We start from the raw sequence: 25,056 nt of genomic DNA, 5'->3' as shown, positions 1-25,056 counted from the left end.
GTGAACGCGGGGGCGGGGAGCGGACGGGCTCGGGCCGCGAGGAGGCGGACGCGGGTCGAGGGGCGCACGGCGGGCGCGAAAGGCGCGCAAGGTCGGCCCGGTCCGCTGCGCCGTCGCGCCCGCCCTTGCCGGCCGGAGCCCTCGCCCTGTCGGTTCGGGGTGCAACGGTGCCGGGCGGTTCCGGCGTCCTGTCGGTGGTGAGGCATGGCGCGGGGTGGCGTGGTGTGGCGGTCCCGTCGAAAGGGTTGCCTGCGAGGCGCGGTTTCGCGGATCGTCGAGGGAGCAGGCGGGCTTGGGACGGCATGGCAGTCGTCCCGTGGCGCGCTCGCGGTCGCGTGCGCGGGGTTCGCTCGGGCGGGCTCCGCGGCTTCCGCGTGCCCGGGTGCGGGAATGTTCCTTCATCCGCGGCACGGGCGCACCGTCCCGCGCCGGGCGTGCGCCCGGGCAGCCGGTCGCGCCCCGGCGTGCGGCTCCGGGGACCCGGGCGCAGCGCGGGCGCGCGGCGCCGGCGGTCCGCCCCGGCACCACCCTCGCGGGTCGTGGTTTGCCCGCTGGGCAAGGCTGTACCGCGATACGGTTCGGGTGGTCCCGGCCGGCCGGGCGGCCCGCGTGCCGCGCGGCACATCTTCTTCCGTGGACCGAATCTTGGGAGCAGGAGCAGTGGCATGAACATCAACGCGGTCGTGTTCGACGTGGGCGAGACCCTGGTCGACGAGAGCCGGGAGTACGGCACCTGGGCCGACTGGCTCGGCGTCCCCCGCCACACGTTCTCCGCCGCGTTCGGCATGGTGCTCGCGCAGGGCCTGGACTACCGCGAGACCTTCCAGCGCTTTCGGCCCGGCTTCGACCTGGACGCCGAACGCGCGGCGCGCACCGCCGCCGGCGCCCCCGAGTGGTTCGGGGAGGACGACCTGTACGAGGACGTCCGCCCCTGCCTGAAGACGCTCGCCGGCATGGGCCTGTGGATCGGCGTGGCCGGCAACCAGACGATCAACGCCGGATCGATTTTGCGTGGCCTGGAACTGGGCGTCGACCTCGTCGCGACCTCCGACGACTGGGGCGTGTCCAAGCCCGAGCCGGAGTTCTTCGCCCGGCTCGTCGACGCGTGCCCCTGCCCCGCCGACGAGATCCTCTACGTCGGCGACCGGCTCGACAACGACGTCCGCCCCGCCCACCACGCGGGCCTGCGCACCGCGCACATCAAGCGCGGCCCGTGGGGCACCATGGTCGCCGCCGACACCGAACTACGGGAAGTGGCGGACGTGTTGCTCGCCTCGCTGGACGAGCTGCCGGGCGAGGTCGCCCGCTTGGACCCGCGCCGCGCGGTGCGGAGCGACCAGGCCTGACCCGGTCAGGACGGCACCGCCTGACTCGCCGCCAGCCGGTCGTCCAGTTCGGCTACGAAGCGCTCTCCGGACCACGGGGCCAGCGAGGCGCGCACCGTGCGAACGCGGTCCACCGCGGTCGCGTAGCCCTGTCTCTCCACCAGGTCGAGCACTTGGTGCAGCAATGCGCACGCGTCCTCCGGATCCCGCGCGGCCACCGCCGCGGCCGCCAAGTCGGCCAGGGTGACCGCACGTTGCTTGTCCGAGCCGGGGTCGAGTCCGGCCAGGGTCCGGCGCAGCGTCGCCTTCGCGTGGTCGGGGCGGCCCGCGGCCAGTTCCGCGGCACCGCGGAAACCGTCCAGCCGCGCCCCGGAGAACCAGTCGAGCCATACGGGCGGCCCGGCCGCGGACCACGATCCGACCCCGGCGTCCGCGGGGTGCAGCGCACCCGCGGCCCGGTCCAGATACGGGAACGCGGCCCGCGGATTGCCCAGCCGTACTTCGGCTTCGGACGCCACCGCGTCCAGCCAGGCCCGCATCACGGGCCCGCCTTCGCCGCGGGACGCACGGGCCCGGGCCGCCGCCAAGCGGCCGCGGGCCTCCCCCGCCCGCCCGGACCAGGCCGGGGCGAACGCCATGTGCCCGAGCACCGCGGCACCGAGCGCGCCGTCCTTCGCGGTGTCCGCGGCGGCGAGCGCGAGGTCTTGCCAGGCTCCGACCCGCCGCTCGCCGAGCCGCAGGTCGAAGAAGGCTATGCGGGAGACGAGCAGCGCCGATTCGGCGACGGAAGCGGCCACCCGGGCGTCCGCCCGGCGGGCCAGCAAAGCGGTGCCGGTGCGCACATGGCGCACGGCGTCGGGAAGCAGATGAGCGGGTTCGTTCGTCCAATACCGGGCGCGCAGCCGGGCAGTCGTGCCGGCATACGCCACGGGATCGGAGTCCTCCTCCGCGCGGGCGTCGGCACGGCCGGGTGCGGCCGCGGACATCCCCGCGGCCACGCCGGCGGCACCGGCCAGGAAGTTACGTCGTTGCACCACGTCCTCCACGCGCGTCGTGATGGTGGGCATGGTCCGGCCGCCCGGACGGCGCTGCCGTCCGTGAGGGATGCGGAGGGATGGATGCCGGTTCACGATGGTGGACGCCTACTTGCCGCTGCCGCTACGGATTCGGGGGCGGAAGGACCCAAGAGTCCTCCACGCGTCCTCCAGGAGTCCCCGCCCGCGACCTCGTCACCCTGGGTGCCGACCTGATTGCATCGTTGTCGGGACGGAAGACCGGACCGGAGCAGGACGGCCGAGGGACACCGAGGCGCCCGCCAGGTCCGCCACCGGACGTCGCCAGGACGACAGCACCACCGCACGGCAGAACGGAAACGCACCACCGACGCCCGGACCGGATTCAGAGAGGACGCCTCCGTTGAACGCCGACGTGAATCGCACCCGGACGGCCGTGGTGCCGCAGGACATGATCCGCAACCCGCACGCACCGCGGCTGGTCGCGGCCGGCGAGACGTTCGACGTGATCGAGGTCGAGGACCGGCTCGGTTTCGAGGCCCTCGGCGCCCTCTACGCCCACCGGGTCGCGGTGGGCCCCGTGATCTCCGACCGCCGCTACCGGCGCATCGGGTTCCTGGTGCCTCCGGCATCGGCCGCCCCGGTGAGTCGGCAGCGGGCGGTCGGCCCGCGGCACCACGGGCGCGGCGCGTGGATCACCGTGCCGCCGTCGGACAGCGAGGACGGGCCGCTGGTGTGGCTGGTCCCGCCGAGTCCGGAAGGCCGGTTGACCGCGCTGCACCACGTGCGCGCCGCCATAGCCGAAGCCGCGCGCACGCTGGCGGACTCGCGGCCGCGGGCGTCCTGAACCGCTTTCCGTATCACCATTCCGGGCCGGCCCGATGGGCCGAAGCCCCCCATATACGTACCGGCCGGGGTTCCTGACTGAGCGGCTCCCCCTTGTCCGACTCGCCTCGGCCGGTACTGCTCTTATGTGCACCACCGTGCGAAATCCGGTGCCCCGGTTGCGGGTGCCGGATTTCGCATTTCCGGCATCCGCAGCACCGTGCCGTTGTTGCTTTGTCCGGCACGCGTACGTGACCATGCCATTGGGCATGCCCACATCGTCACCACGGGGGTGAGACCGCGTCGGGAGGAATCCGTCATGCCGCCAGAACCGTCCAAGCCGCGCGTCCGGCCGGCCCGTCTGCTGTTCGAACCGGCCGTACTGGAACGCGAGAACGAGCGGTTCTTCGACCTCGACGACCTCACCGACCCGCAGGACATGCTGGACCGTGCGACGCAGCTCGCCGAGGCGTTCCGCGCGGCCGCCGACAAGGCCGTGGACTACCAGGCGATAGCGGTCGCCCGGCTCGCCGACCGGCGCCGGTTCGACCGGCTCGAAGCCGCGGAGATCGCGGAACGCACCGGCTGGAGCGAGGCGTACACGGTCAAGATGATCGAGTACGGCGACCGGCTCATCGCCAAGCGCGGCGAATAGCCCGCGCACCCGTCCGGTTCACACCCGCACCCGGCTGCCTTCGAGCGTCGCGAGCACCGCGTGGTTCGCCTCCCAGCCGTCCGGGAACGACACCGGCAGTCCGAGGTGCACGGGTTCCGCGGACGGGTGGGCGTCCAGCAGTTCGGGGATTCCGGCACGCGCGACCACGAGGCACGCGTGCCGGTGCCGGGACGCGAGCACGCACAGCCGTCCGGTCTCCAGGTGGAACGCGGTGGCGTCGCGCCGCCCGGACAGCGGGTGCAGGAACACCGTGACGTCGAACTCCCGGCCCTGGAGCCGGTTCGCGGTGTCCACGACGATGTCCCCCGCGCCGGGCACGTCCGCGGCGATGCGGCGCAGTGCCGCCTCCACCCGGGACCGCTGTTCGCGGTGGCTGACGCCGACCGCGATGCGGCCCGCGTCCAGCGGGTTCGTGCCCCGCTCCGAGCGGGCGGTGCCGCGGCGGGCGAGGACCCGGGCGGCGAGTTCGGCGACCGTGCGGACGGTTTCGTCGTCGGACGGCAGCGTGTAGCCGGACGGGAGTTCGAGCAGGCCCCAGCCGGAGCCGGCCGCGACGTCCACCACGTCGTCGTACGCGTCCCCGTGCCGGGCCGCGGCGAACTCCAGGGAGCGCTCGTGCCTTTCCGTCCCGGACCGGAACGGCGTGAACGGGTAGAACGCCTCGGACACCAGCGGCGCCGCGGTCGCGGGCAGCCGCCACGACACGGGCAGGCGGTGCACCGGCAAGTCCGGGTTGTGCCGCCGCAGTACCGCGACCGCGCTCTGCGACGGGTCGTAGGTGAGGCCGTGCCACTGGGCGGCGTCGACGGTCGCGAACGGGTCGAGCTGGCCCGGGTCGCCCACGAACAGCGCCCGGTCGAACAGGCGCGCGACGAGCAGCAGCGCGTCCGAACGCATCTGGTACGCCTCGTCGACGATCGCCCACGCCCACCGCCGGTCGTCGACCAGCGCCCACTTCGCCGCGGTCGAGACGACGATCTCGCAGCCGTCCAGGTCGGCCGCCTTGCCCGCGATCCGCACGGGCAGCGCGGCAAGTTCCTCCCCCGGCCGGTAGTCCGCGGCGGACAGCCGGCCGAGCTGCAGTTCGGGATGGTCGGCGGCGAGGCGCAGCAGCAGGTCGTCGACCTGGTTGTTGGTCTGCGCGACGATCATCAGCGCGTCGCCGCGGCCGGCGATCTCCGCGGCCGCCTTGACGACCAGCGTGGATTTCCCGGCGCCGGGCGGCGAGTCGACCACGACACCGCGGTGCCGGCCCGAGCCGAGGTCGGCGAGGACGGCGTCGGTGACGCGGGCGGCGGCCTTGGCGGGGCTCGTGCCGGGTGCGGCCTGCTGTTTGACCAGGTGGGCGGTCGGCTGTGCGGTCGGCTGTGCGCTCAGCTCCACGGTTCCTCCGCACCCGGGTCGTCGTCGTCCTCGGCGGCACCCTCGGGGCGGCCGCCGTCCGGGTCGGGCGGGCCGCCGTGCGTCCACGGGGTCTCTTCGGGTTCCGGCCATTTCGGGCCGCCGCGGAAGCCGGGTGCGGCGGTCGTCCAGGTCAGAAGTTCACCCGTTTCGGGGACACTGCCTTCTTCCGGCGTCTTGCCGCGGCCCATGCCGCCGGTGAGTTCGAGGCGCACATCGAGGGTGCCGCCCTGCGCGCTCTCCGCGACGGCGACGAGTTTGGCCTTGGCCTTCGGCCGCTCCACACACTCCAGTTCGGTGTCGAGCGTCATGAGCGGCTCGTCACTCGTACGCAGGACCAGCAGCGGCCGCGGTCGGGCCTGCTTCTTGCCGGGTTCGGTGACCATGCGGTCCGCTTCGACGGCGACGACGTCGCCGCGGAACGCCTGGCCGGCGAGCCGGGCTTCGGCCATCAGCAGCGGGTCGTCGCGCAGTTGTTCGGCTTCCAGGCGGGCCTGCGCGGTTTCCCGGCGGACCAGCTGCTGCGCGGCGGCGACCGCGCCCGGGGTGCGCGGCTGGGGGCGCGAGTCGGGCTTGGCGAGGTCGGCGGAGAACAGGCTGTAGGACATGCGGTCGATCTCCCAGCGGCCGGCCACCGAGGCGCCGACCGGGAGTTCGCGCAGCAGTTCGAGGCCGCGCCACATGCGGTGCCAGGTCGGCATGAGTTCGCCGCCGAGCGCGTCGCGGATGCGTTCCTCGGCGCGGGCCCCGGCCCGCGGGTCGTCGGCGCGCTGTGCGTGGTCGTAGGCGGCGATCATCGGGGCGAGCCGCTCGTCGAACTTGGGGTCGGTCGCGGGCCCGGCGGGCGCGGCGCCTTCCGCCTCGCGGGCGGTCTCCGCGCCGGTACGGCCCGGGTCCGGGTCGATCCAGCCCAGGAGCGCGGCGAGTTCGCCGTTCTCCAGGTCGCTCTGGCCGGTCGCCCAGGTGCGGGCGAGCAGGTCGGTCATGGCGAGGAGCAGCGACGAGCCGGGTGTGCGGGCGCGTTCGGCGAGGTAGGTGCACCAGCGTCCGAGGAGCGGGACGTCGGGGTGGACGGCGTATTCGCCGTCGGTGCGGCGGAACCGGGTGGAGCGGCCGAGGAGGCGGACGTACTCGATGCCGGCCGGGGACGGGACGATGATCTGCGGGGCGTCGACGGCGCGTTCGTACGGGTCGTCGTTCTTGCGTTCGATCGTCTCGGACTTGGCGAGCCACTCGGTGAGGTACGGCAGCAGCACCGCGGCGAGGTCGGCCACGTGCCCGAACCGCCGGTCGCGGTCGCGCGGTTGCGGCACGATCAGCAGGTGCGGCGCAGCCGGGTCGTCGCCGACCAGCGCGGCGAGCGGGGCGAACGCTTCGCCGGACATCGCATACGGCACGAACACCACGGGCCGGTCGGACAGATGCCGGTGGCGGACGGTCGCGGCGGGCTGGGCGTAGCCGGTGGCCGCGGCGCGCAGCCGGCCGAGGGCGGCGACGGCGCTCATCGGGCGCCCTCGAGGACTTCGCGCCGGAGTGCGGCCGCGCGCCGGAGCACGCGGGCGATTTCCTCTTCGCCGTGCGCCGGGGCGCACGCGCCGTCGGCCAGGTCGAGGGCCCGCCCGATGTCGTCGATGCCGCCGAGGACGCCGCGAATGCCGGTGCCGAGAGTGCCGACCAGGCCGCCGGAGCCGTGGCCGCCTTCGCAGGCGCGGGCTTCGGACCGGCAGAAGTAGGCGAGTTCGCAGGCGGAGAGGCAGTCGGGGACGTACGCGGCGGGCACCGAGCCGACGGCCTGCCGAACGGCCGCGGGTCCGGCGTCGCCCTGGTCCTCGGCGTCGACCGGGTCGAACGTCAGTCCGGCCGGCAGGTCGGCGAGCAGGTCGTCGATGCGGGCGAGACGGGTGAGGCGCCGCCGGGTGACCGCGAGTTCCTTGCGGATGTCGAGGAGCGCGGCGGTCGGCTGGTTCGAGAAGTCCCGGGCGCAGACCAGGACGACGTCGGTGGACACCACGTCCCGGCCGAAGCCCAGGTCGGCGGCGAGGTCCTGCAGCGCCAGGACGTAGACCGCGGCCTGGCGGGCGGCGGAGGCCAGCTTGCCGGGGTCCGCGCCGCCGTCGAGCACCGAGAACGACTTGATCTCCACGACGTGCAGGCGGCCCGCGACAAGGCAGGCCATCGCGTCCGGCTCCAGGTAGGCGCGGGTGCCGGCGACGTCGAGCGGGAGGAGGGGGTGGTCGAGGATCGCACAGGTGTCCGAGCGCGCCTCGTCGAGGACGCGTTGGAGGGCGCGGCGGGTGAGCGTGACGCGTTGTTCGCGGCCGAGGCGTTTGGGTTCGCGGGCGGCGGACGGGTCGATCTCCGGGTCGGCTCCGGGCTCGGTCTCGGCTCCGGGTGCCGTTTCGGCTCCGGGTTCCGGTTCGGGTTCGGGTTCGGGGATCTCGCCGCCGAGTTCCTCGTACGCGCCTTCGGCGACCGCGGATTCCGGGACGCCGAGCGCCTCGTGCAGCAGGGCCCGGAGCTGGGCGCCGCCATCTGCTTTGACCTGGGCTTCGAACGCGTGTCCACGGACGATCGCGAACGGCGACTGGCCGTACTGCACGGGATGGCCGAGCCGGGTCGCCAGCGCGGTCTTGTCTATTCCGGCCGCGTCCATGACGCCGCGCCGCGCACAGCCCGGGTTCGCGGCGAGCGCCGCGACCGTCCGCGCGTTGTGGTTGCGCGCGGGCAGCGACCCGCGCAGCTGTCCCAGTCGAGAGTCGGTGGTGCCCATGGCGTGGTGTGCGGCTCCGTACCGTCGTCGTGGTTGCGCCGGCGTATCGGCTTATATGCGATCGCCACAGTGTGGCCCATGCGTACGACAGGACGGGCCATCCGGGGTACGGCGCGTCCCGTGTGCCGCACCGTATCCCGTTCGTCCGTCATTTTTCGCGCCGGGATTCCCGGAGTCGGACGTCGTGGACGCCGTGGATGCGCTGGATGCCGTCGATGCGCTGGATGCCTTGGATGCCGTGGCGTGCGGGTCCGGCGGTCATTCGAGGGCGCCCCGCTCGTCGCCGCCGAGGGCCGCACTGCCGTTCTCGCCCCGCCAGGCCTCGAGTTCCTGGTCCAGGCGCCGGATGCAGTGCGCGTTCTTGAACGGCTCCAACTGGGTGCGCACGTCCCACACCCGCGTCATGGCCGTGCGGTACCACTGGCGGGTGAGCGCGTCGAGCGCCCGGGACAACATGCCGCTGGCTTCGTCGATGTCGCCGCTCATCGCGGCCACCCGGGCGAGGTCGGCGCAGGTCACCGCCTGCTGCTTGGCGGCGCTCGGCGGCAGGTCGCCGAGCGCGTCGGTCAGCGCGTCCCGTGCCGCGTCGAACCGGCCCGCCTCCAGCTCCGCGGCACCGCGGAAGCCCCACAGCCGCGCCGAGTCGAAGAAGTCGAGCCAGGCCGGGACTTCGAGATCGTCCGGGTGGCACAGGATGTCTTCCGCGCGGTCGATGTAGTGCAGCGCGAGGTCCTTGTCGCCGATCAACGACTCGATCTCCGCGTTGACCGCGCACAGCCACGCACGCATCAGCGCGGGCGCCCCGGCGGCGTGCAGCGCGGCCGGGTTGTTGGCGCGCGCGATCATGGCGCGGGCGTCGCCGGCCCGGCCCGCCCACGCGGGCACGAAGGCCACGTGGCCGAGCACCGCGTGCCGCAGCAGCGGCTCGCCGGCTTCCGTGGCCGCCTGCTCGGCGAGGCTGTAGTACTGCAGGGCGCGCTTCTTGTCGCCGAGGTCGAAGAACGCTATCCGGCCCGCCAGCATGGCCGTCTCGGCGACCGACGCCGCCAGCACGCGGCGCGGCCGGGACGGACCGGGCGCGTCGAGCAGCGTGGTGCCCAGGTGCACGTGGCTTTCCACGGGCTGGAGGGTCATCTGCGCGGGGGCGACCCAGTACATCTGGCGGTAGGAGGCGGTGAGGCGCGCGTACTGGTCGGCCATCGGCGACCCGAGCCGGCCGCTGTGCGCGGGGCCCGGCACGACGGCCTCGATGTCGCGCGGATCGGCCACTTCGATGCGGCTGACGACACTGAGAAGGTCCGGAATACCGGACAGGCGTTCGACGGAGTGGGCGCCCGGGGCACTGACGGCGGGGCGGCCGGGGAGGATCAGGCCGGAGGGGGTGGCGGGGATGGCAGGGGTGGCGCTTGTCGCACTTGTCGCACTTGTCGCACTTGTCGGGCTTGCCGGGCTTGGCAGACCTGCCGCGCCGGTCGTCCCGGTGATGGGGGCGAGCGGGCCGCCGAGGCGCTGCGGCCTCTCCGCGGGCTGCCGAGCAGCGCGCCGGGAACCGGGCACGAATCTGCCGCCGGACAACCGCGGCGCGGGCATCCCGGGCGTGGACTCGTCGAACCGGGGCTGCACTTGCCGCACCGGCTCGGGCATCAGCCCGGCGGCCAGGGACGCGGCGGTATCGGCGGGCCCGGGGGGAGGGACGGCGCGGGGTAAGACGAGGCCGTCGGGTGCGCGTGCGTCGGGCGTCCGTCCGTCGGGCATGCGGCCCTCGGGGATCCGCCGCTCGGTGCCGTCCCGGTGCCGTCCGACCCGGAAGCCGCCGGGCCGCGGTGGCCCGAGCCGCGGCGTGTCGACGGCCCCGCCCAGGGGGGCGGAGCCGGAGGCGGAGGCAGGGGACGGACCCGGGCCCGGGGGCTGGGCGTAGCGGGGGTCGGGGGATCTGGGGTCGGCGTACGGGTGCGGGTGGGGGTAAGGATGCTGGTCGTGGCCGAGGGCGGGGGGCGCCTGGTCGTACCCGGCCGGACCGTAGGCGTCGTAACCGCCGGGCGGGGTTTGGCCGTTGCCGCCGTTGCCACTGTTGGCGCCGCCATGCACGCCGCCATGTACGCCGCCTCCGGGGCCGCCGAAGCCGTGCAAGTCGTCCGTCGCGGCGTCCAGGTCGGCCTGCCACGGTGGGATGAACCCGAGGTCGGTCAGCGGGCAGCCGAACAGCTCCTGCAGAACCTTCTGGTAATCGGGCGTGGGCCAGGGCGGATCGGCGCTTTCCCAGCGCCTTACCTGCCGTACCGAAACGGCCAGTCGCAGGCCGCACTCCAACGCCTTCTTCTCGAACGCGTCGGCCAGTTGCTGCTGCGACACCCAGCCATTGGCATGCCGCAACGCTTTCAGCCGCACGTTCCCCGACGACGAGGAGCCGCCACTCTGCCGTATGGCCATTGGCGTCCTCCCCAGAGATGCGCGGCCCCACGGTGTCGGACCGTCAAACTACCGTGATGTGAGAATGGCGGGCCGTGATCCTGACGGTACCCGTCGTGAGCTGCACGCGGGGACCACTTGACAGATGTCTTGAATCCGGCGTCCTCCCCGTGTCCTCGGAAACGTCCTCCCCCGACCGCCCCTGGCCCCACCCCTCTCTCCGCCCCCACCGGACCACCTTTCTCCCGTTTACCCCGGAAGTGGGGCCAACCACCTTGATCGGGGTGAGGCGGGGTGGCTGATTGACGGGGATGAGGCGGCCGGCGCCGGCCACCAGATCGGGGCTGCGTGGGGTGGCAGCCTGATCTGCGGGGTGAGACGGGGCCCGCACTCGGGGTTGGGCGAGCGCCGAGACCGACGGCGCGCACGTCGCGGAACGCCCGACGTCGCAGGTCAGCCGTCGCGGCAAGCCCCGTTTCCCCTCCCCGGACGCCAAACCGTCGATTTCTTGATCACCGCGAAGTCCTGCTACTGTCTACCCATCGCAGCAAGCGCCGCTAGCTCAGTTGGTTAGAGCAGCTGACTCTTAATCAGCGGGTCCGGGGTTCGAGTCCCTGGCGGCGCACCTCGCAAGCGGTACCAGACAGGGCGTTCTCGGTCATCCGAGGACGCCCTGGTCGTTTCGGCGGCGTGGTGAGGACGCGGTCGGGGCCACCGTTCGAGCACGGTCGTTTCGCATGATCCAACGTCCCAGGGAGTGGACCTGGTGACCGCCCCATCGGCGTTCGCCACCACGGCGCAGCCGTGTCGGGCATGCACGTCGCTTGGAACCTACTCACGCGTGAGCAGGTTCGCATACCGCCAAGCCGCGGTCGCCAACGGATCTCCTCCAAGAGGCCTGGATACTGGGCGTGTTCGCGTTCCTCGGCAAAGACCGAGCACAGGGTGTCGAGCCCTAGACTTCCGCCGTTGACGCTGGCGGCGTCTGGCCGTTGCGCGCCTCGTGGGGGAGGAAATCGCATGCAGGACCCTTCGGACTCGTCGGAGATCGCCGCGCCCGAGGAGGAGAACCGGGGCAAGACCGCCGACCTGCCCGTGGTGAACGATCCAGCACCCGGCGGGGACGCCGACCCCACTGCGGCATCAACGATCCTGGCGGAGATACTCCCCGGGATCGTCGTCGTCTGCGGCGACGTCCCTGCCGAACTCAAAACCGGTCTGGTGGACTTCGGGATCGTGTCGGCGGCCGATCGCAAGCGGGTCTCCGCATTCGTCGCCTCGATCGGGAACACGGCGACCGTGGCAGGCAACCTCGCGAACGCATACGCCGGCGTGCAAGGGCTCTACCGGGTCAGTAGCGCCACGCAGGCCCTGCTGAACGCCGGCGCGACACTTGCCGTCAAGGACGGCGCGAACCTCGGAGCGGTGTTCCTCAACGGCAAGATCATCGCCCAGGCCCGCCTCATCCCCGTGACGGCGGTGAGCGCGGCGCAGACCGCGGCTACGCTCGGGCCGGCGCTGGCCATGGTCGCCCTGCAGATGCAGCTCAGCGAGATCGCGGGTCTCGTCAGAACCAACATCGCCCTGACAAGCCAAGTACTCAAAAGCATCCGCAGCGAGCAGTGGTCCGAGCTGAACGGCCTCGTCGCCACCATCGATCACACGGTCGATCAGGCGCGAGCGATCGGAGCAGTCCCCGCCTCCTTGTGGGAGAACGTCGCGGGCAGTGAAGCGTCGCTGCGCAAGCAGCTTGAGCTCTACCGGCAGAACGTCCACGGTCACGTCGGGCACATCAATCAGACCGACGCGCGTCTCCACCGCGAGTATCTGCAGACGAACGCCGAGGCAATCGTCTTCGACGCCTACGCTCTGATGTCCTCCCTCAAAGCATGGATCGGGTACCAGGCGCTCCGCGCCGGAAAGGCGAGAGCCGCCGGCCGCAAAGATCCTGACGAGACACGGCTCGTCGACGTCATCGCACGCGACACCCGCACGGAATTCGACTCCGCCCTCGCCGAGATGACGGGCCTCGTCGCCTCGTTGACGCGCGAGCTGCGCATCATCGCCGAACTCGGCGGACCCGACGCGCTGTCACCGTCGCTGATCGGCAAGCAGAAGGACTCGAAGGCGGCCCGCGAGACCGCCGCCCGTCTGCTGAAGGCGATCGAGCCTCTCGCCGACGTCCTCCGTCCGCCGTCCGATCTGCTCGCAGCACCGGATGTCGTGTGCGCACCCGAAACGCTGGACCACGAACCGTACCTTCGGATCTTGGGGTGGTTCCTGGAGAACGACGAGCCCGTACGTGTCCTTGCTTTCGCCGACCAGCTCGATGCCCTCGGTCCGACTTCCTCGATCCTCGGCGGTGTGAAGGGCAAGTTGGCGGCAGCGATGGACAAGACGGACAAGGCCTCCGCGAACACGCTGGTCGTCATCACCGACCGCCGCATCATCACGGCCAGGACCAACGCGTTCCTTGACCAAGGCGAGATCCGTCGAGACGTCCCGATCGACCAAGTGCGATACGTCCGAGCAGCAACGGCACAGGACAACGGCGAGCGCCTGGCGATCGACCTCATCACGCGCGACGAGAACTTCCGGTGGCTCTTCCGCTCCGACATCGACCACAAACAAGTGGACGCACTCGCCGCCGTGCTCGCCGAGTCGATGACAATCCCGGATACCGAACGCGCCGCGCTTGTGCAGCGGCGCCACGCCTCCATCGCGTCGGGCAAGTAGCGCGAGAGCACCGACACGAAGCTCTCCGAATCGACCTGTGCCGGCGAACCGCGAATAGGCCCGAACGCCGGTCTGCACGCGCACTCTTCGTCAACGGGCCGGGGGGGGCGAGTTCCTGGCGGCGCTCGCAGTGCGGTACCGGTCAGGGCGCTCTCGGTTGACCCGAGAGCGCCTTGATTTGAGAAGCCTGCTACGTCACGGACTCGGGCTTCTCGGTTCGCTCTGTGCACATGGGTCGGTCGTTGCGTTCCGGTCAGGCGGTGGCGTACGTCCAGTCACCGCAGTTGTAGCGGCCTCCGCTTGGGCCGTTCTGGGCGCACACACTGAAACGGATCTTTCGACCTTCGGCGAAATCGTAGTTGAAGGTCACCCGCTCGCCGGCGCCGCCACCGAAATAGCGATTGTCGTACCGGTAGTAGCCAGTGCTGCTGTAGAAGTCGATGCGAAGCGCGACGCCATCGCCGTCGGCGACATCGTCGTGAAGTTCGAACTTGTCGCCGTAGCTGAAGAAGTACGCCATGCCCTGCGGCCAGATGTATCCGCCCGGGGCGGCATCCGCCGAGTAGACGTCGTGACCTGCGGCAGACGCGGACGGGGCAGATATGGCGGTGCCAGTGACCAGCGCCATGGTCGTGGCGGCCATGGCGGCAGCCCGCTTGACTGAGGTGCGCATGAGGGGACTCCCTGTCGTGCGTGAGGGATAGGCCTCGAATTATTGACCCGCATGCGCATTCGAAATATCCAAAGTGCGCGGAGGTGAATCGGAAAGACAGCCGGCAGAACGCCGCGCTTGTGGCCGTTTGGCTGCTCGGTTGGATGCTCTACTCTGCCACCGCTGCCCGGAGTGACCGCAGCGGACTCCCCGCTGAGACAGCCGGGGCGTGGCCGGCCCGAGGTGTGCGATCGCTGCCGCTAAGCGGAATCGGTGGTGTCCGTCGGCTGGGCCTGTTGGTAAAGCGCCACCAGCACACCATGCACCGGCTGGTCCCCCGCACCCTCCTCCGCCTCGTCGACCAACTTGGTGAGGGTGTCGCCGAGTTCTTTCGCCTGGGCCGGGGTGAGGCGTAGGTGGCGCAGGGTCAGGGTTTCGGCGGGTGAGCGGTCCAGTTCGTGGGCGAATGCGGCGAGCATGGCGGCGGTGCCTGCCGCCTGGGGTTCGGCGACGAGCATGCGGCGGGCGGTGCGTTGGTAGTACTGCTCGGTGCCGCCGCGGACGTGGCGGCTCTCGGCGATGTGGACCAGCCCGGCTTCGCGCAGCACTTTGAGGTGGTGGGCGACGTTGCCCTTCTTGGCGTCGAGCTGTGCCGCGAGGCGGCTGGTGGTGGAGGGCTGTTGGCCGAGGGCGAAGAGCAGTCGCTGGCGCAACGGGTGGGCGAGCGCCGCGAACTGTTCGGGCGCGCCGATCTCCAGGACGTCCTCGGGAGGCGGCGGGTAGGACGGCTGATCAGGCATACGGAAAGTGTCTGGACTTCTTGACGCTTTCGCAAGGGCGATGCTCTACTCCCGGCCATGACCATTGCCACGAAGGTCCTGCCTGCCCCGATCGTCGACGAGACCGCACGGCTCGTGACCGAGCACTACGTCTTCCCCGAGACCGCCGAGCAGCTCGCCGAGCTGCTGCGACGACGCCTCGCCGACGGCGCGTACGACGTCGACAGCGCCGAGGAACTCGCCGGCCTGGTCACCACGGACCTGCAGTCCCTCAACGGCGACCGCCACCTGCGACTGAAGCACCACGCCGAACCGGTACCCGCGGGGCAGGGCGCGGCGACTTTGGCGTCCATACGCCGGGACTTCGACACCTCGCTGGGCGGGGCGCCCCGGGTGGAGCTGCTCGACGGCGGGGTCGCCGTCGTGGAAATGGCGCCGATGCTGTTTCCGCTGGACTGGGCCGCCGAGCCGTTGAGCGCCGCGCTCACCCTCGCGTCCCGCGCCCAAGCGCTGATCGTCGACCTGCGCGCCAACCGCGGCGGCGACCCGGACACGGTGGCCTTCGTCTGCAGCCACCTCCTGGACAAGCGCACCCACCTCAACACCATGTACTGGCGCGACGGCGAGCGCAGCGAGCAGTCCTGGAGCCAGCCGCACGTCCCCGGCGCCCGCTTCGGCGGCAGCAAGCCGCTGTACGTGCTGACCAGCGACAGCACCTTCTCGGCTGCCGAAGAACTGGCGTACGACCTCCAGCAACTCGGCCGCGCCGTCGTGGTCGGCGAACGCACCCGCGGCGGCGCCCACCCCTGCCAGGGCTGGACAATCCACCCCCACCTGGAAGCCACCGTCCCGGTCGGCCGTGCCGTCAACCCCGTCTCCGGCACGAACTGGGAGGGCAGGGGCGTGGAACCGGACGTGGCGTGCGCGGCGGCGGATGCTCTGGAGCGGGGGCACCAGCTGGCGTTGGGGCGACTGGCGGGCTGACTTGGGCCTGGTCCGTGGGCCCCAAAACCGGATCGAGGTCATCCACATCGACCTGGAACGCCGCCGCATCGGTCTGTTCCGCGTGGAGAGACGCGCACACTGCCGCGAGTCGGACCGACCGTGTGCCGCCGACCGGGCGTCGGACTCGTGCCGCGCTCGCCCACGCGGGGCGGGCAAGCGCGGCGCACGGGGATGCATGCCGGCGGAGTCGGCCGGTTCACCGGCGAGTCGCCCCGTTGGTGGAGCGATCAGGCAGTCAGTCGCTCGGCGTTCCGGAGGGCCCAGGCCTCGTATGTGACCGGTGGTCTGCCCGTCACGCGTTCGACCGTGGTGTGGACCGGGGACTCGTCGATCAGGTTGTCGACGTAGAAGCCGAAGTAGGCGTCGACGCGTTCGCGGGGGAGGCGGGATTCCATTTCGGTGCGGGCTTCGTCGTTGGGGACCGGGGCGAAGCGGAGGTTGCGGTCGAGGACGCGGGCGAGGATGGCGACCTGTTCCTCGGGGAGGAGGGCGTCAGGGCCGGTGAGTTCGTGGATCGCGCCGTGGTGGAGGTCGGGATTGCGGAGGGCCTCCGCGGCGACGGCGGCGATGTCCTGGGGGTCGATGAAAGCGGTGCGGCGCCAGGAGAAGGGGACGCGGACGACGTCGCCGGCGGCGAGTTGGGGGAGCCAGCGCAGCGAGTTGGACATGAAGGCGCGGGGGCGCAGGAACGTCCAGGTCATGCCGGACTCGCGGATGGCGCGCTCGCTGAGGGTCATGTAGCGGGAAATCGCGTTGTCCATGCGCTGGATGCCCGCGGAGCCGCCGGTCATGAGGACGACGTGCTCGACGCCTTGGGCGCGCATGGTGGCGGCCAGGGCCGGCATGTCGTCGTAGCCCGCGAGGGTGAAGACCCGGGTGACGCCTTCGAACACACCGTCGAGGGTGTCGGGTTTGTTGAGGTCGGCCACGATGTGCCGGTCGTGAAGCGGGTGTTCGGTGCGTTCGTGGTTGCGGGTCAGGGTTCTGATGCGGTGCCCGGCTGCGGTGAGTTGATCGGCCAGGGCCGATCCGACATTGCCCGTCGCCCCGGCCACAAGTATCACGGAGGCTCCTTCGCCCTCGGAAACAGGAACGGAGTGACGCAGGTTCACCCCACATTCACTCCGCGGCCATCGTCACCCAGGGATCGCGGCAGGCATATGGCACCGCGTGATTCGGATAGTCGAACGGAGGGTGCGGAGCGACGCGATACGGGAGGGATGAGAGTGAGGGGAGAGGTGGGAGAGGTGTGATGCCAGGGGGTGGTGCGGGAGGCGAGGAGGGGGGAGCACGCCACGCAGGGTGCGGCGGCGCGCCCCTCCCAAGGAGCGTGACGCGCCTCTCGCATAGGGCGTGGCGTGGCCTCCCCAAGGAACGTGACACTCCGGGCAAAGCGGCGCGCCGCGCAGCAGGGGGCGGGGCCACGCCCTACACGCCGGGCATCTGCTGCACTGCTCCACCAAACCACCCTCCGGCAAGCACCCGTTCCGCCCACCTCACCCCCTCGAACCACCCCTCCCGCCCCCTCGAACCACCCCCGCCCTCACCCCCGATAAGGCGGCGTAATCCCCCAATCCCACTTCGGCATCGGCGTCTCCGGCAGCGGGGGCGGGTTGTCGCCCGCGTAGATCAGGGCCATGCGGGTGCCCCATTCCAGGTAGTAGCTGAAGACGCCGCGGAATTCGGGGTCGTTGGGGAGGCCTACCTCGTCGGCGGTGTCCTGGAGGAGGGAGACCCAGCGGCGGCGCTGGGTTTCGGTGAGGTGGCGGCCGAGGTGGCGGGAGGCCATGTGGCGGTGGCCGCCGTGTTCGGTGCTGTAGACCGCGGGGCCGCCGAAGACTTCGCCGATCCAGGCGGCGACGTGCTGGGCGTGGTGCGGGTCCATGCCGGCGAAGACCGGGGCGAGGATCTCGTCGTCGGCGACGTGTTCGTAGAAGCGGGTGAAGAGGCGGTCGAGGGCTTCGGCGCCGCCTGCCCAGGCGTACAGGGTGGGGTTGGCGCCGCCGGTGCCGGTGACTTCGGTCACGGTGTCGTAGTGCCGCATTTCCTGGATGGCGTGGAAGTAGGGCTTGATCTCGGCGAAGAAGGCCGGGAAGTGCTCGCCCTTCCGGAAGCCTTCGAGGTGGTCCGGTGTGGAGGTCCAGCGGATGCGCAGGATGTACGACGCGGAGTCCTCCTGACAGCGCGTCAGTTCGTAGTCCGCGCACTCCGGCGCGGCGCGGAGTGATGCGGCGGCGCGGGCGTAGGCGGCCTCGAAATCCGCCTGCTGGTCTGCCGGAATGGTGTAGCGGATGTACTCGACGATCATGTGTCTGCGTCCTTGGAAGTGTCGACGGACGGTGGACGAGCCATGCTTGTGCGGATGTGCCGCGGCCGGGCCAACGATCCGGGAACCGGCGGAGATTCCCCGCTTCGCCGTCGGCGTACACGCGGGCCCGATCACGCGGGATCTCGCCGTGAACGCGCAGCCCGCAACATCGGTCGGAATCGGTCGATCCGCGAACGCGTCATGTCGGGTACCTCCGGAAAACACCCGCTTCACGTAGGGTTCCGGGACTCTGACTCCGCGTCATGCGCGTGATTAGGATGTTGGCGCTTGCTGTCCGCTCGCCATGTCTCCACCGAGCGTGGTGTATCCGAGGAAACGATGACCGATAGCGTCCCGCCCGCGGTGTTCTGGTGCCTTGCCGCGGTCACTGTCGCCCTCGCCGCCGTCCTCGTGCGCATGCTCCTCGCCGGCTCGGTCCGGCGGCACCGCATCGCGGCGCTGGAGTCCGCCGTCGAGGCGCGCGACACGACCCTGCGCGATCTCGTCGAGGCGCGGCTGCCGTTGTACGAGGCCCGCCAGACCCCGCCGCCCGCACCACGGCACCCGGTGCTGGAAGGCACGTCGTTCGCGCTCAGCCTGCACTTGGTCGAGGAGCGCTTCGCGGGGACCGTGGCGCGCGCGCAGACACGTGCCGATCAGTCGGCCAAGTCCGCGCTCAAGGGCGCCATGCGGGCGCTCCAGGGCCTGGCCAACGAGCAGCAGCTGTCGATCAGCGAGATGCAGGAGCGTCACGACCACCCCGAAGTGCTGCACGACCTGCTGCAGATCGACCACACCAACGCCCAGTTCGGCCGCCGCGCGCAGGCCATCGCGGTGCTGTGCGGGTCGTGGCCGGGCCGGCAGCGCGCCGCGTCGCCGCTGCTGGACGTGGCGCGCGGGGCGACGTCGCGGATCCGCGACTACCGCCGGGTGCGGGTGCACGCGCAGATGGAGATCGCGGTGGTGTCCCGGGCGGTGGAGCCGGTCGTGCTGGCCGTCGCCGAGCTGCTGGACAACGCGGCGCGGCACTCGCAGCCGAACACGTTCGTCGAGGTGTCCATCCAGCCCGCGCACAACGGCGCGTGCGTGGTCATCGACGACGCGGGCGTGGGCATGGACGAGCAGGAGGTCGCGCACGCGGTGCGGCTGCTCGACGGGCAGAGCGGTGTGGACGTCAACCGGCTGGGCGACCCGCCACAGTTCGGGTTCGCGGTGGTCGGCGTGCTGGCCGAGCGGTACGGGTTCCGCGTCTCGGTCGACACGCGGTCGCCGTACGGCGGTGTCCGCGCCGTGGTGTTCCTGCCCGGCGCGCTGCTGACCGCCGTCGAGCCGGATGCCCCGGTGGCCTACCGGCAGTCCGCCGAGCCGCCCGCGGCACCGCCGCGGCACCGGGCGCCGGCCGCCCCCCGCGACACCCCGGAGGGCACCGACGTGATCGGCTCCACCCCGGCCGGCCTCCCCAAGCGCCGCCGCCGCGAGCCGAGCGCCGGAACCGCCGCGGCCGCCGCGCCGCAGCAGGGCGCCGCGGTTCCCGAGCAGCCGGCACCCGGCACCGAGCCCGGCACCACCCGCTCGGTCCACGAAACGGCGTCGCGCATGGGTGCGTTCGCCCGGGGCACGCGTTCCGGACGGGCCGCCGCCGAGCAAGACGGAGAGGGGATCGGACAGCAATGAACGAGCACGGCGAGAACGACCTGGGCTGGATGCTCGACGAGTCGTTGAAGGTTCCCGGCGCACGGCACGCGATCCTGCTGTCCGCCGACGGCATGCTGCGGGCGCATTCCCGGGGCATCGACCGCGACGAGGCGGACCGCCAAGCGGCCGCGCTGTCCGGGCTCCAGTCGATCAGCCGGAGCACGGCGGAGTTCGCCGGGCGGGTCGAGACGCCGTGGCGGCAGACGCTCGTCGAGTTCGACGGCGGCTACGTCTTCCTGGTGGCCGCCGGACCGGGCGCCTACCTCGCGGTCTCGGCCTCCGAGCACGTCGACATGGAGGCCGTCACGTACGCGATGCAGAAGCTCGTGGACCGGCTCGGCAAGGAACTCGGCGCGCCCTTGCGGCAGAACACGGGCACCTTCCGATGAACCCGCCCCCGGAGCCGGGCGGGCGCGGCCGCGGCAAGGGGCTGGTGCGGCCGTACGTGGTCACCGGTGGCCGCGCCCACCCCACGCGCAACACCTTCGACCTGGTCACCCTGGTCTACGCGCCGCACGAGCGCCCGATCGCCGGGCTCGGCCCGGAGCAGCGCCGGCTCGTCGAGCTGTGCCGTCCCGGCTCGCTGTCGGTCGCCGAAGTGGCGGGACACCTGGGCCTGCCGGTCAGCGTCGTCAAGGTGCTGCTGGCCGACCTGGTCGACTCCGGGCACATTCTCACGCGTGCTCCCATCCCCGCGGCCGAGCTTCCCGAGGCCCAGTTGCTTCAGGAGGTGCTCGATGGACTCCGCGCTCGTCTCTGAGCCTGCGGCGTATCTGCGGCCGACGGTTCGCATATCCGTGAAGCTGCTGGTGGTCGGCCACTTCGCGGTCGGCAAGACGACCTTCGTGGGCACGCTGTCGGAGATCCGGCCGCTGCACACCGAGGAGAAGATGACGCAGGCCGGCGCGCTCGTCGACGACTTGAGCGGAGTACCGGACAAGACCACGACGACCGTGGCGATGGACTTCGGCCGTCTGACGCTGAACGACCAGATCGTCCTCTACCTGTTCGGCGCGCCGGGGCAGCAGCGGTTCACCCGGCTGTGGCGGGACATGACGCAAGGCGCCCTGGGCGCCCTCGTGTTGGCCGACACGCGGCGGCTCGACCAGTCGTTCGAGGTCATGGGCCTGCTGGAAGAGCACGGGCTCCCCTACGCCGTCGCGGTCAACCACTTCCCCGACGCGCCGTTCTACGCGGACGCGGACATCCGCGAGGCGCTCGACCTGCTGCCCGAGACACCGCTGGTGACCTGCGACGCGCGCGACGCCCGGTCGTCCACCCAGGCGCTCATCGCGCTCGTCGAGTACTTGCAGCGCCGCCCCCGCTGACCGCCCCCGCTGACCGTCCCCGTCGGCACCCGCACTTCCCCAGCACCTCCCGGACCTCCCCGGATCTCCCCCGCCCGTCGTCCCGCCGGCCGGACCCGCGCGGCCCGGCCGGCTCGTGCCAGGAGCTTTGACGTGACGAGCAGTTCCCCGTCCCCGACCCCGCCGCCGGAGTGCCCGGCACACGGGTACCCGCTGTACGGCCAGGAGTTCGCCGACTCGCCGGCCGACGCCTACGCGCATCTGCGCCAGTACGGCCCGCTGGCCCCGGTGACGCTGCACGAGACCGTGACCGCGTCGCTGGTGACGTCCTACGAGGCCGCGCTGCACATCCTGCGCTCCCCCGAGACGTTCTCGAAGGACCCGCGCCGCTGGGCCGGCCTGCAGGACGGCCGGATCGGGCCGGACAACCCGCTGCTGCCGATGATGGGCTACCGGCCGAACGCGCTGTTCACCGACGGCGCCGAGCACGCCCGCTTCCGCTCCGCGATCACCGACAGCCTGGACCGCATCGACCCGATCGAGCTGCGCGAGTATGTCGAACGCAGCGCCGACAAGCTGATCGACGCGTTCGAGACGGACGGCAAGGCCGACCTGCGCCGCGAATACGCGCTCGTCGTGCCGCTGCTGGTCTTCATGGAGATGTTCGGCTGCCCGCCGCAGATCGCCGAGAAGCTGGTGCGGGGCATGTCGGGCATCTTCGAACTCGTCGACGCCGAGAAGGCGAACGCGCTCCTGTTCGAAGGCATGGTCGAACTCGTCGCGCTCAAGCGCGCGAAGCCCGGTGCGGACGTTACGTCGTGGCTGATGGCGCACCCCGCGGAGCTGTCCGACGAGGAGATGATCCACCAGCTGACCCTGCTGATGGGCGCGGGCACCGAGCCGCAGCAGAACCTCATCTGCAACGCGCTGCGGCTGCTGCTGTCCGACGACCGGTTCGCGGGCAGCCTGTCCGGCGGCACCATGCCGATCGACGACGCGCTCGACGAAGTCCTGTGGACTGACCCGCCGATGGCCAACTACGGCGTTCATTTCCCGGTTCACGACGTGGATTTCGCGGGTACACGTCTGAAAGCGGGGGAGCCGATCATGGTCAGCTTCGCGGCGGCCAACACCGATCCGGCGCTGGCCACCGAGCACCGTGCGGGCAACCGCGCGCATCTCGCGTGGAGTGCGGGACCGCACACGTGTCCGGCGAAGGACGGCGCGCGCCTCATCGCGTCGGTGGCGATCGAGCGGCTGCTCGACCGCCTGCCGGATGTCGAACTCGCCATTCCCGCGGAGCGGCTGCGCTGGCGTCCCGGTCCGTTCCACCGGGCGCTGGCGGAACTCCCGGTGGTGTTCCCGCCGGTGGATCCGGCCTCGGCCGCGCCGCCCCGCCGTCCCCCGCTGCCCGAATCGACCGCATCCCAGCTTGGAGACAGCACGTGGCCGAACAGCCCAGCGCGTACGTCATCGACCCGTCCGGAAGCGACCTCCACGGCGAGCACGCCCGGCTCCGCGCCCGCGGACCGGCCACGCTGGTGGCACTCCCTGGCGGTGTGGAGGCGTGGTCGGTCAACGACCAGGCCCTGATCAAGGACCTGTTGACCGACCCGCGCGTTTCCAAGGACACCCGCCGTCACTGGCCGGCCTGGATCGGCGGCGAGATCCCGGCGGATTGGCCGCTGCAGATCTGGGTGGCGGTGCAGAACATGTTCACCGCGTACGGCGGCGAGCACAAACGGCTCCGCACGCTGGTCTCCAAGGCGTTCACCGCGCGCCGCACCGCCGCGCTCCAGCCGCGCATCGAGGAGATCACCGCGTCGCTGCTCGACCGCATGGCCGAGGGCGACACCGCCGACGCGCGGCGGGACTTCGCCTATCCGCTGCCGATCAGCGTGATCTGCGAGCTGTTCGGCGTGGCGGCGGAGGTGCAGGAAGAACTCCACGTGGCGGTGGACACCATCTTCCGCACCACCGCGACGCAGCAGGAGCGGGAGGCCGGGCAGGCCAGTCTGTACGGCATCCTCACCGCGCTGGTCGCGGAACGGCGCGCGAAACCGGCGGACGACATGACGTCCGGCCTGATCGCGGCCCGCGACGAGGGCGACGGTGCGCTCAGCAAGAGCGAACTCATCGACACGCTCATCCTCATGCTGTCCGCCGGGCACGAGACCACGGTCAACCTGCTCGACAACGCGATCCACGCGCTGCTGACCCGGCCCGACCAGCTCGAACTGGTGCGCTCCGGCAAGGCGAGCTGGGACGACGTGATCGACGAGACGCTGCGCGCCGAATCGCCGATCTCCAACCTGCCGCTGCGCTACGCGGTGGAGGACATCGAGATCGGCGGCGGCGTGACCATCGCGAAGGGCGACCCGATCCTGGTCGCCTACGGCGCCGTGGGGCGTGACCCGAAGGTGCACGGCGACGACGCGGACACCTTCGATGTGACCCGGGCGAACAAGGACCACCTGGCGTTCGGACACGGCGTGCACTTCTGCCTCGGTGCCCCGCTGGCCCGGCTGGAGGCGCAGATCGCGCTGCCCGCACTGTTCGCCCGCTTCCCGGATCTCGCGCTGGCGGTGCCGGCGGAGGAGCTGGAGCCGATGGAGTCGTTCATCTCGAACGGGCACAAGACGCTGCCGGTGCGGCTGCGCTGACCAACCGGCGACGCCGATGGACCGGCTTCGGCGGCCGGTCCGACACCATGAGGGCCGGGTCCCGTTCCGGGGCCCGGCCTGGTGCCGTAGCTTGTCCGCAACAGCCTCGGAATCGCGGCCGCGCCGCTTCCGCCTTCCGGTGTCAACCAGCACTATTCTGCAGGTCGGAGCGGCTTTCGATCTACACCGAAGCCCCTCGGATTCCCGCGCCGCACGCGGCCACCATGGTCGGCATGCCTTCCTCCCCGGATTCCTTGCTCTCCCCTGCCCGGAACGCCGCCCCGCACACCGTCCGCACCGCCACGGCCGCCGCCCGGAAAGCCCCCGAATCCGCGCTCGAGCTCGTTCCCGAAGCCCGCGGCTGGTTGCGCGGCCTGGCGGCCAACCCGGCCGCGCCGGAGTCCGTCCGGGACCGGTTGCGCGCCGCCGGTCACGCCGCGGACGCCCCGCCGGCCCTGACGCTCGCCGGCCTGGCCGACGCCGTGCGCGGCACGCCCGACGCGGCAGCGCTGCGGGTCCGGCTCGGCACCTCCGAACTTCCCGACGACCTGGCCGAGGTCGCGCTGCGGAGCGCACCGACAGACGAGGAGGCCGGATCACGGGCCGCCGGGGTGCCGTGGCGGGAAACCGTCCCCTGGACCAAGGCGACCAAGGCGACCAACGCGATCAGGAAGACCAAGGGAACCGAGGGAGCCGGGGGTTTCGGGATGCACGACAACGCGCCGGTCTCCGCGCGGTCGCCGCTGGAGCGGCGGCGCAGCGCCGCAACGGCGGTCTGGCTGCCGGATTTCGACACCGCGGCGCTGGCCGCGGACCCGGATTTCACGGTGCGGATGCTGCTCGCCTGGCATCACACGTACGCGCCGTTGGCGGTCCGGCAGGAGGCCTACGCGACGTGGGCCGACCCGGCATGGCAACAGTTCGGCATCCGGCCGGGGTTCCGGGCCGGCGGTCTCGCGCGCTTCGCCGCGCACCCGCGGCCGTACGCACGGATGGCGGCCCTCGACGACCCGGCCGCGGACTTCGCGGCACTGGCAGCCGATCCGAGCCCGACCGTGCGGTGGTGGGCGCGCCGCAACCGCCACCTGCCGTGGCAGCAACTGCGCGCCCTGCTCGTCACCCACCCGGAAGACGCCGCCGCCAACCCGGGATTGCCTCCGGAGGTGATGCACCGGTTGCTGGACATCGCCGCCATTGCCGATGTCCCACCGGTGGACACCCATGGGCCGAGCCTCCGTCCGGGCGCCGGAAGCTCAGCCGGGAGCTGAGCCTGGCGCCCGCACGGACCGGGGGCGTCCGCGGCTGTCCGGACGCGGTCGCCCCCGGGGTTCGAGGGAGTCGTCAGGCGGTGCCGGGCCCCCCCGGCCCCCCGGGCCCCCCCCGCGGCCGGGGCGGGGGCCCCGGGGCCCGCCGCCCGCGCACGGCCGGGCAGCCGCAGGATCTTCGGCGGTACGTCCGGACCGGACGCCAGCGCCGCCGTGAACTGCTCGGT

General features: G+C 71.8%; 21 protein-coding genes and 1 tRNA gene. 13 read left to right on the top strand and 9 right to left on the bottom strand.

What is annotated here, in order from left to right; all coding sequences use genetic code 11:
- The first annotated feature begins 665 nt into the window (after positions 1–665).
- Positions 666–1,346 carry an HAD family hydrolase gene (locus tag ACPA54_RS36170; protein ID WP_423536376.1) on the top strand — a complete coding sequence of 227 codons (681 nt, stop codon included), beginning with the start codon at positions 666–668 and terminating at the stop codon, positions 1,344–1,346.
- A gap of 5 nt (positions 1,347–1,351) precedes the next feature.
- Here ACPA54_RS36170 and ACPA54_RS36165 read toward each other — a convergent pair whose 3' ends face one another.
- Positions 1,352–2,455 carry an NsdA family TPR-like regulatory protein gene (locus tag ACPA54_RS36165; protein WP_479729417.1) on the bottom strand — a complete coding sequence of 368 codons (1,104 nt, stop codon included), beginning with the start codon at positions 2,453–2,455 and terminating at the stop codon, positions 1,352–1,354.
- Between the two features lie 286 nt (positions 2,456–2,741).
- Here ACPA54_RS36165 and ACPA54_RS36160 point away from each other — a divergent pair, with 286 nt between their 5' ends.
- Both ACPA54_RS36160 and ACPA54_RS36155 read left to right on the top strand, forming a co-directional pair.
- The gene (locus ACPA54_RS36160) at positions 2,742–3,185 is read left to right on the top strand and encodes a hypothetical protein (RefSeq protein WP_345676862.1); all 444 of its coding nucleotides are present in this window, start codon (positions 2,742–2,744) and stop codon (positions 3,183–3,185) included.
- 297 nt (positions 3,186–3,482) lie between these two features.
- Positions 3,483–3,818 (top strand): hypothetical protein, encoded by a 336-nt coding sequence (locus tag ACPA54_RS36155; protein ID WP_345676861.1) that lies wholly within the window; start codon positions 3,483–3,485, stop codon positions 3,816–3,818.
- Positions 3,819–3,836: 18 nt separating this feature from the next.
- Here the strand turns inward: ACPA54_RS36155 and ACPA54_RS36150 are convergent, their stop codons facing one another.
- From ACPA54_RS36150 to ACPA54_RS36135, 4 genes are all read right to left on the bottom strand, one after another.
- On the bottom strand, positions 3,837–5,180 hold the full coding sequence (locus ACPA54_RS36150) for a helicase (protein ID WP_423536444.1): 1,344 nt from the start codon (positions 5,178–5,180) through the stop codon (positions 3,837–3,839).
- Between the two features lie 32 nt (positions 5,181–5,212).
- Positions 5,213–6,745 carry a hypothetical protein gene (locus ACPA54_RS36145; protein WP_423536371.1) on the bottom strand — a complete coding sequence of 511 codons (1,533 nt, stop codon included), beginning with the start codon at positions 6,743–6,745 and terminating at the stop codon, positions 5,213–5,215.
- Positions 6,742–8,010 carry a hypothetical protein gene (locus ACPA54_RS36140; RefSeq protein ID WP_423536369.1) on the bottom strand — a complete coding sequence of 423 codons (1,269 nt, stop codon included), beginning with the start codon at positions 8,008–8,010 and terminating at the stop codon, positions 6,742–6,744. The genes ACPA54_RS36145 and ACPA54_RS36140 overlap by 4 nt, the downstream gene beginning before the upstream one ends.
- Positions 8,011–8,268: 258 nt before the next feature.
- Positions 8,269–10,440, bottom strand: coding sequence for an NsdA family TPR-like regulatory protein (locus ACPA54_RS36135; RefSeq protein WP_423536367.1), 2,172 nt, complete (start codon positions 10,438–10,440; stop codon positions 8,269–8,271).
- Positions 10,441–10,970: 530 nt separating this feature from the next.
- On the opposite strand from ACPA54_RS36135, the gene ACPA54_RS36130 reads away from it, so the two are divergent.
- Positions 10,971–11,044, top strand: a tRNA-Lys gene (locus ACPA54_RS36130).
- Positions 11,045–11,439: 395 nt separating this feature from the next.
- Positions 11,440–13,155 (top strand): hypothetical protein, encoded by a 1,716-nt coding sequence (locus ACPA54_RS36125; RefSeq protein ID WP_423536365.1) that lies wholly within the window; start codon positions 11,440–11,442, stop codon positions 13,153–13,155.
- Positions 13,156–13,408: 253 nt separating this feature from the next.
- Here the strand turns inward: ACPA54_RS36125 and ACPA54_RS36120 are convergent, their stop codons facing one another.
- Both ACPA54_RS36120 and ACPA54_RS36115 read right to left on the bottom strand, forming a co-directional pair.
- Positions 13,409–13,828, bottom strand: a complete 420-nt coding sequence (locus ACPA54_RS36120; RefSeq protein ID WP_423536363.1) for a hypothetical protein — start codon at positions 13,826–13,828, stop codon at positions 13,409–13,411.
- A 239-nt stretch (positions 13,829–14,067) separates the two neighbouring features.
- A complete protein-coding gene (locus ACPA54_RS36115) occupies positions 14,068–14,607 on the bottom strand; it encodes an ArsR/SmtB family transcription factor (RefSeq protein ID WP_423536361.1) in 540 nt (179 codons plus the stop codon).
- Between the two features lie 57 nt (positions 14,608–14,664).
- On the opposite strand from ACPA54_RS36115, the gene ACPA54_RS36110 reads away from it, so the two are divergent.
- A complete protein-coding gene (locus ACPA54_RS36110) occupies positions 14,665–15,570 on the top strand; it encodes a S41 family peptidase (protein WP_423536359.1) in 906 nt (301 codons plus the stop codon).
- 248 nt (positions 15,571–15,818) lie between these two features.
- Here the strand turns inward: ACPA54_RS36110 and ACPA54_RS36105 are convergent, their stop codons facing one another.
- Positions 15,819–16,655 (bottom strand): SDR family oxidoreductase, encoded by an 837-nt coding sequence (locus ACPA54_RS36105; RefSeq protein ID WP_423536357.1) that lies wholly within the window; start codon positions 16,653–16,655, stop codon positions 15,819–15,821.
- Positions 16,656–17,134: 479 nt separating this feature from the next.
- Positions 17,135–17,899, bottom strand: a complete 765-nt coding sequence (locus ACPA54_RS36100) for a group II truncated hemoglobin (protein ID WP_423536355.1) — start codon at positions 17,897–17,899, stop codon at positions 17,135–17,137.
- Between the two features lie 339 nt (positions 17,900–18,238).
- Between ACPA54_RS36100 and ACPA54_RS36095 the strand changes: the two genes are divergently transcribed.
- The 7 genes from ACPA54_RS36095 to ACPA54_RS36065 all read left to right on the top strand — a co-directional run bounded on the left by ACPA54_RS36095 (position 18,239) and on the right by ACPA54_RS36065 (position 24,832).
- A complete protein-coding gene (locus ACPA54_RS36095; RefSeq protein ID WP_423536353.1) occupies positions 18,239–19,573 on the top strand; it encodes an ATP-binding protein in 1,335 nt (444 codons plus the stop codon).
- Positions 19,570–19,983 (top strand): roadblock/LC7 domain-containing protein, encoded by a 414-nt coding sequence (locus tag ACPA54_RS36090; RefSeq protein WP_423536351.1) that lies wholly within the window; start codon positions 19,570–19,572, stop codon positions 19,981–19,983. Before ACPA54_RS36095 ends, ACPA54_RS36090 begins: the two co-directional genes overlap by 4 nt.
- Positions 19,980–20,354 carry a DUF742 domain-containing protein gene (locus ACPA54_RS36085; RefSeq protein ID WP_423536349.1) on the top strand — a complete coding sequence of 125 codons (375 nt, stop codon included), beginning with the start codon at positions 19,980–19,982 and terminating at the stop codon, positions 20,352–20,354. The genes ACPA54_RS36090 and ACPA54_RS36085 overlap by 4 nt, the downstream gene beginning before the upstream one ends.
- Entirely contained in the window at positions 20,332–20,922 is a 591-nt protein-coding gene (locus tag ACPA54_RS36080) for a GTP-binding protein (protein WP_423536347.1), read from the top strand. The genes ACPA54_RS36085 and ACPA54_RS36080 overlap by 23 nt, the downstream gene beginning before the upstream one ends.
- A 132-nt stretch (positions 20,923–21,054) precedes the next feature.
- Positions 21,055–22,494: a cytochrome P450 gene (locus ACPA54_RS36075; protein ID WP_423536345.1), complete on the top strand. Its 1,440-nt coding sequence runs from the start codon at positions 21,055–21,057 to the stop codon at positions 22,492–22,494.
- On the top strand, positions 22,443–23,564 hold the full coding sequence (locus tag ACPA54_RS36070) for a cytochrome P450 family protein (protein ID WP_423536343.1): 1,122 nt from the start codon (positions 22,443–22,445) through the stop codon (positions 23,562–23,564). Before ACPA54_RS36075 ends, ACPA54_RS36070 begins: the two co-directional genes overlap by 52 nt.
- 233 nt (positions 23,565–23,797) lie before the next feature.
- Positions 23,798–24,832: a hypothetical protein gene (locus ACPA54_RS36065; RefSeq protein WP_423536341.1), complete on the top strand. Its 1,035-nt coding sequence runs from the start codon at positions 23,798–23,800 to the stop codon at positions 24,830–24,832.
- The last annotated feature ends 224 nt before the right edge of the window (positions 24,833–25,056 follow it).

The organism is Uniformispora flossi (genome assembly GCF_049534875.1).
Lineage (GTDB): Bacteria > Actinomycetota > Actinomycetes > Streptomycetales > Streptomycetaceae > Yinghuangia > Yinghuangia aomiensis.
Note: the sequence above shows the minus strand (reverse complement) of the source record. Positions and strands in the feature narration are given on the sequence as shown.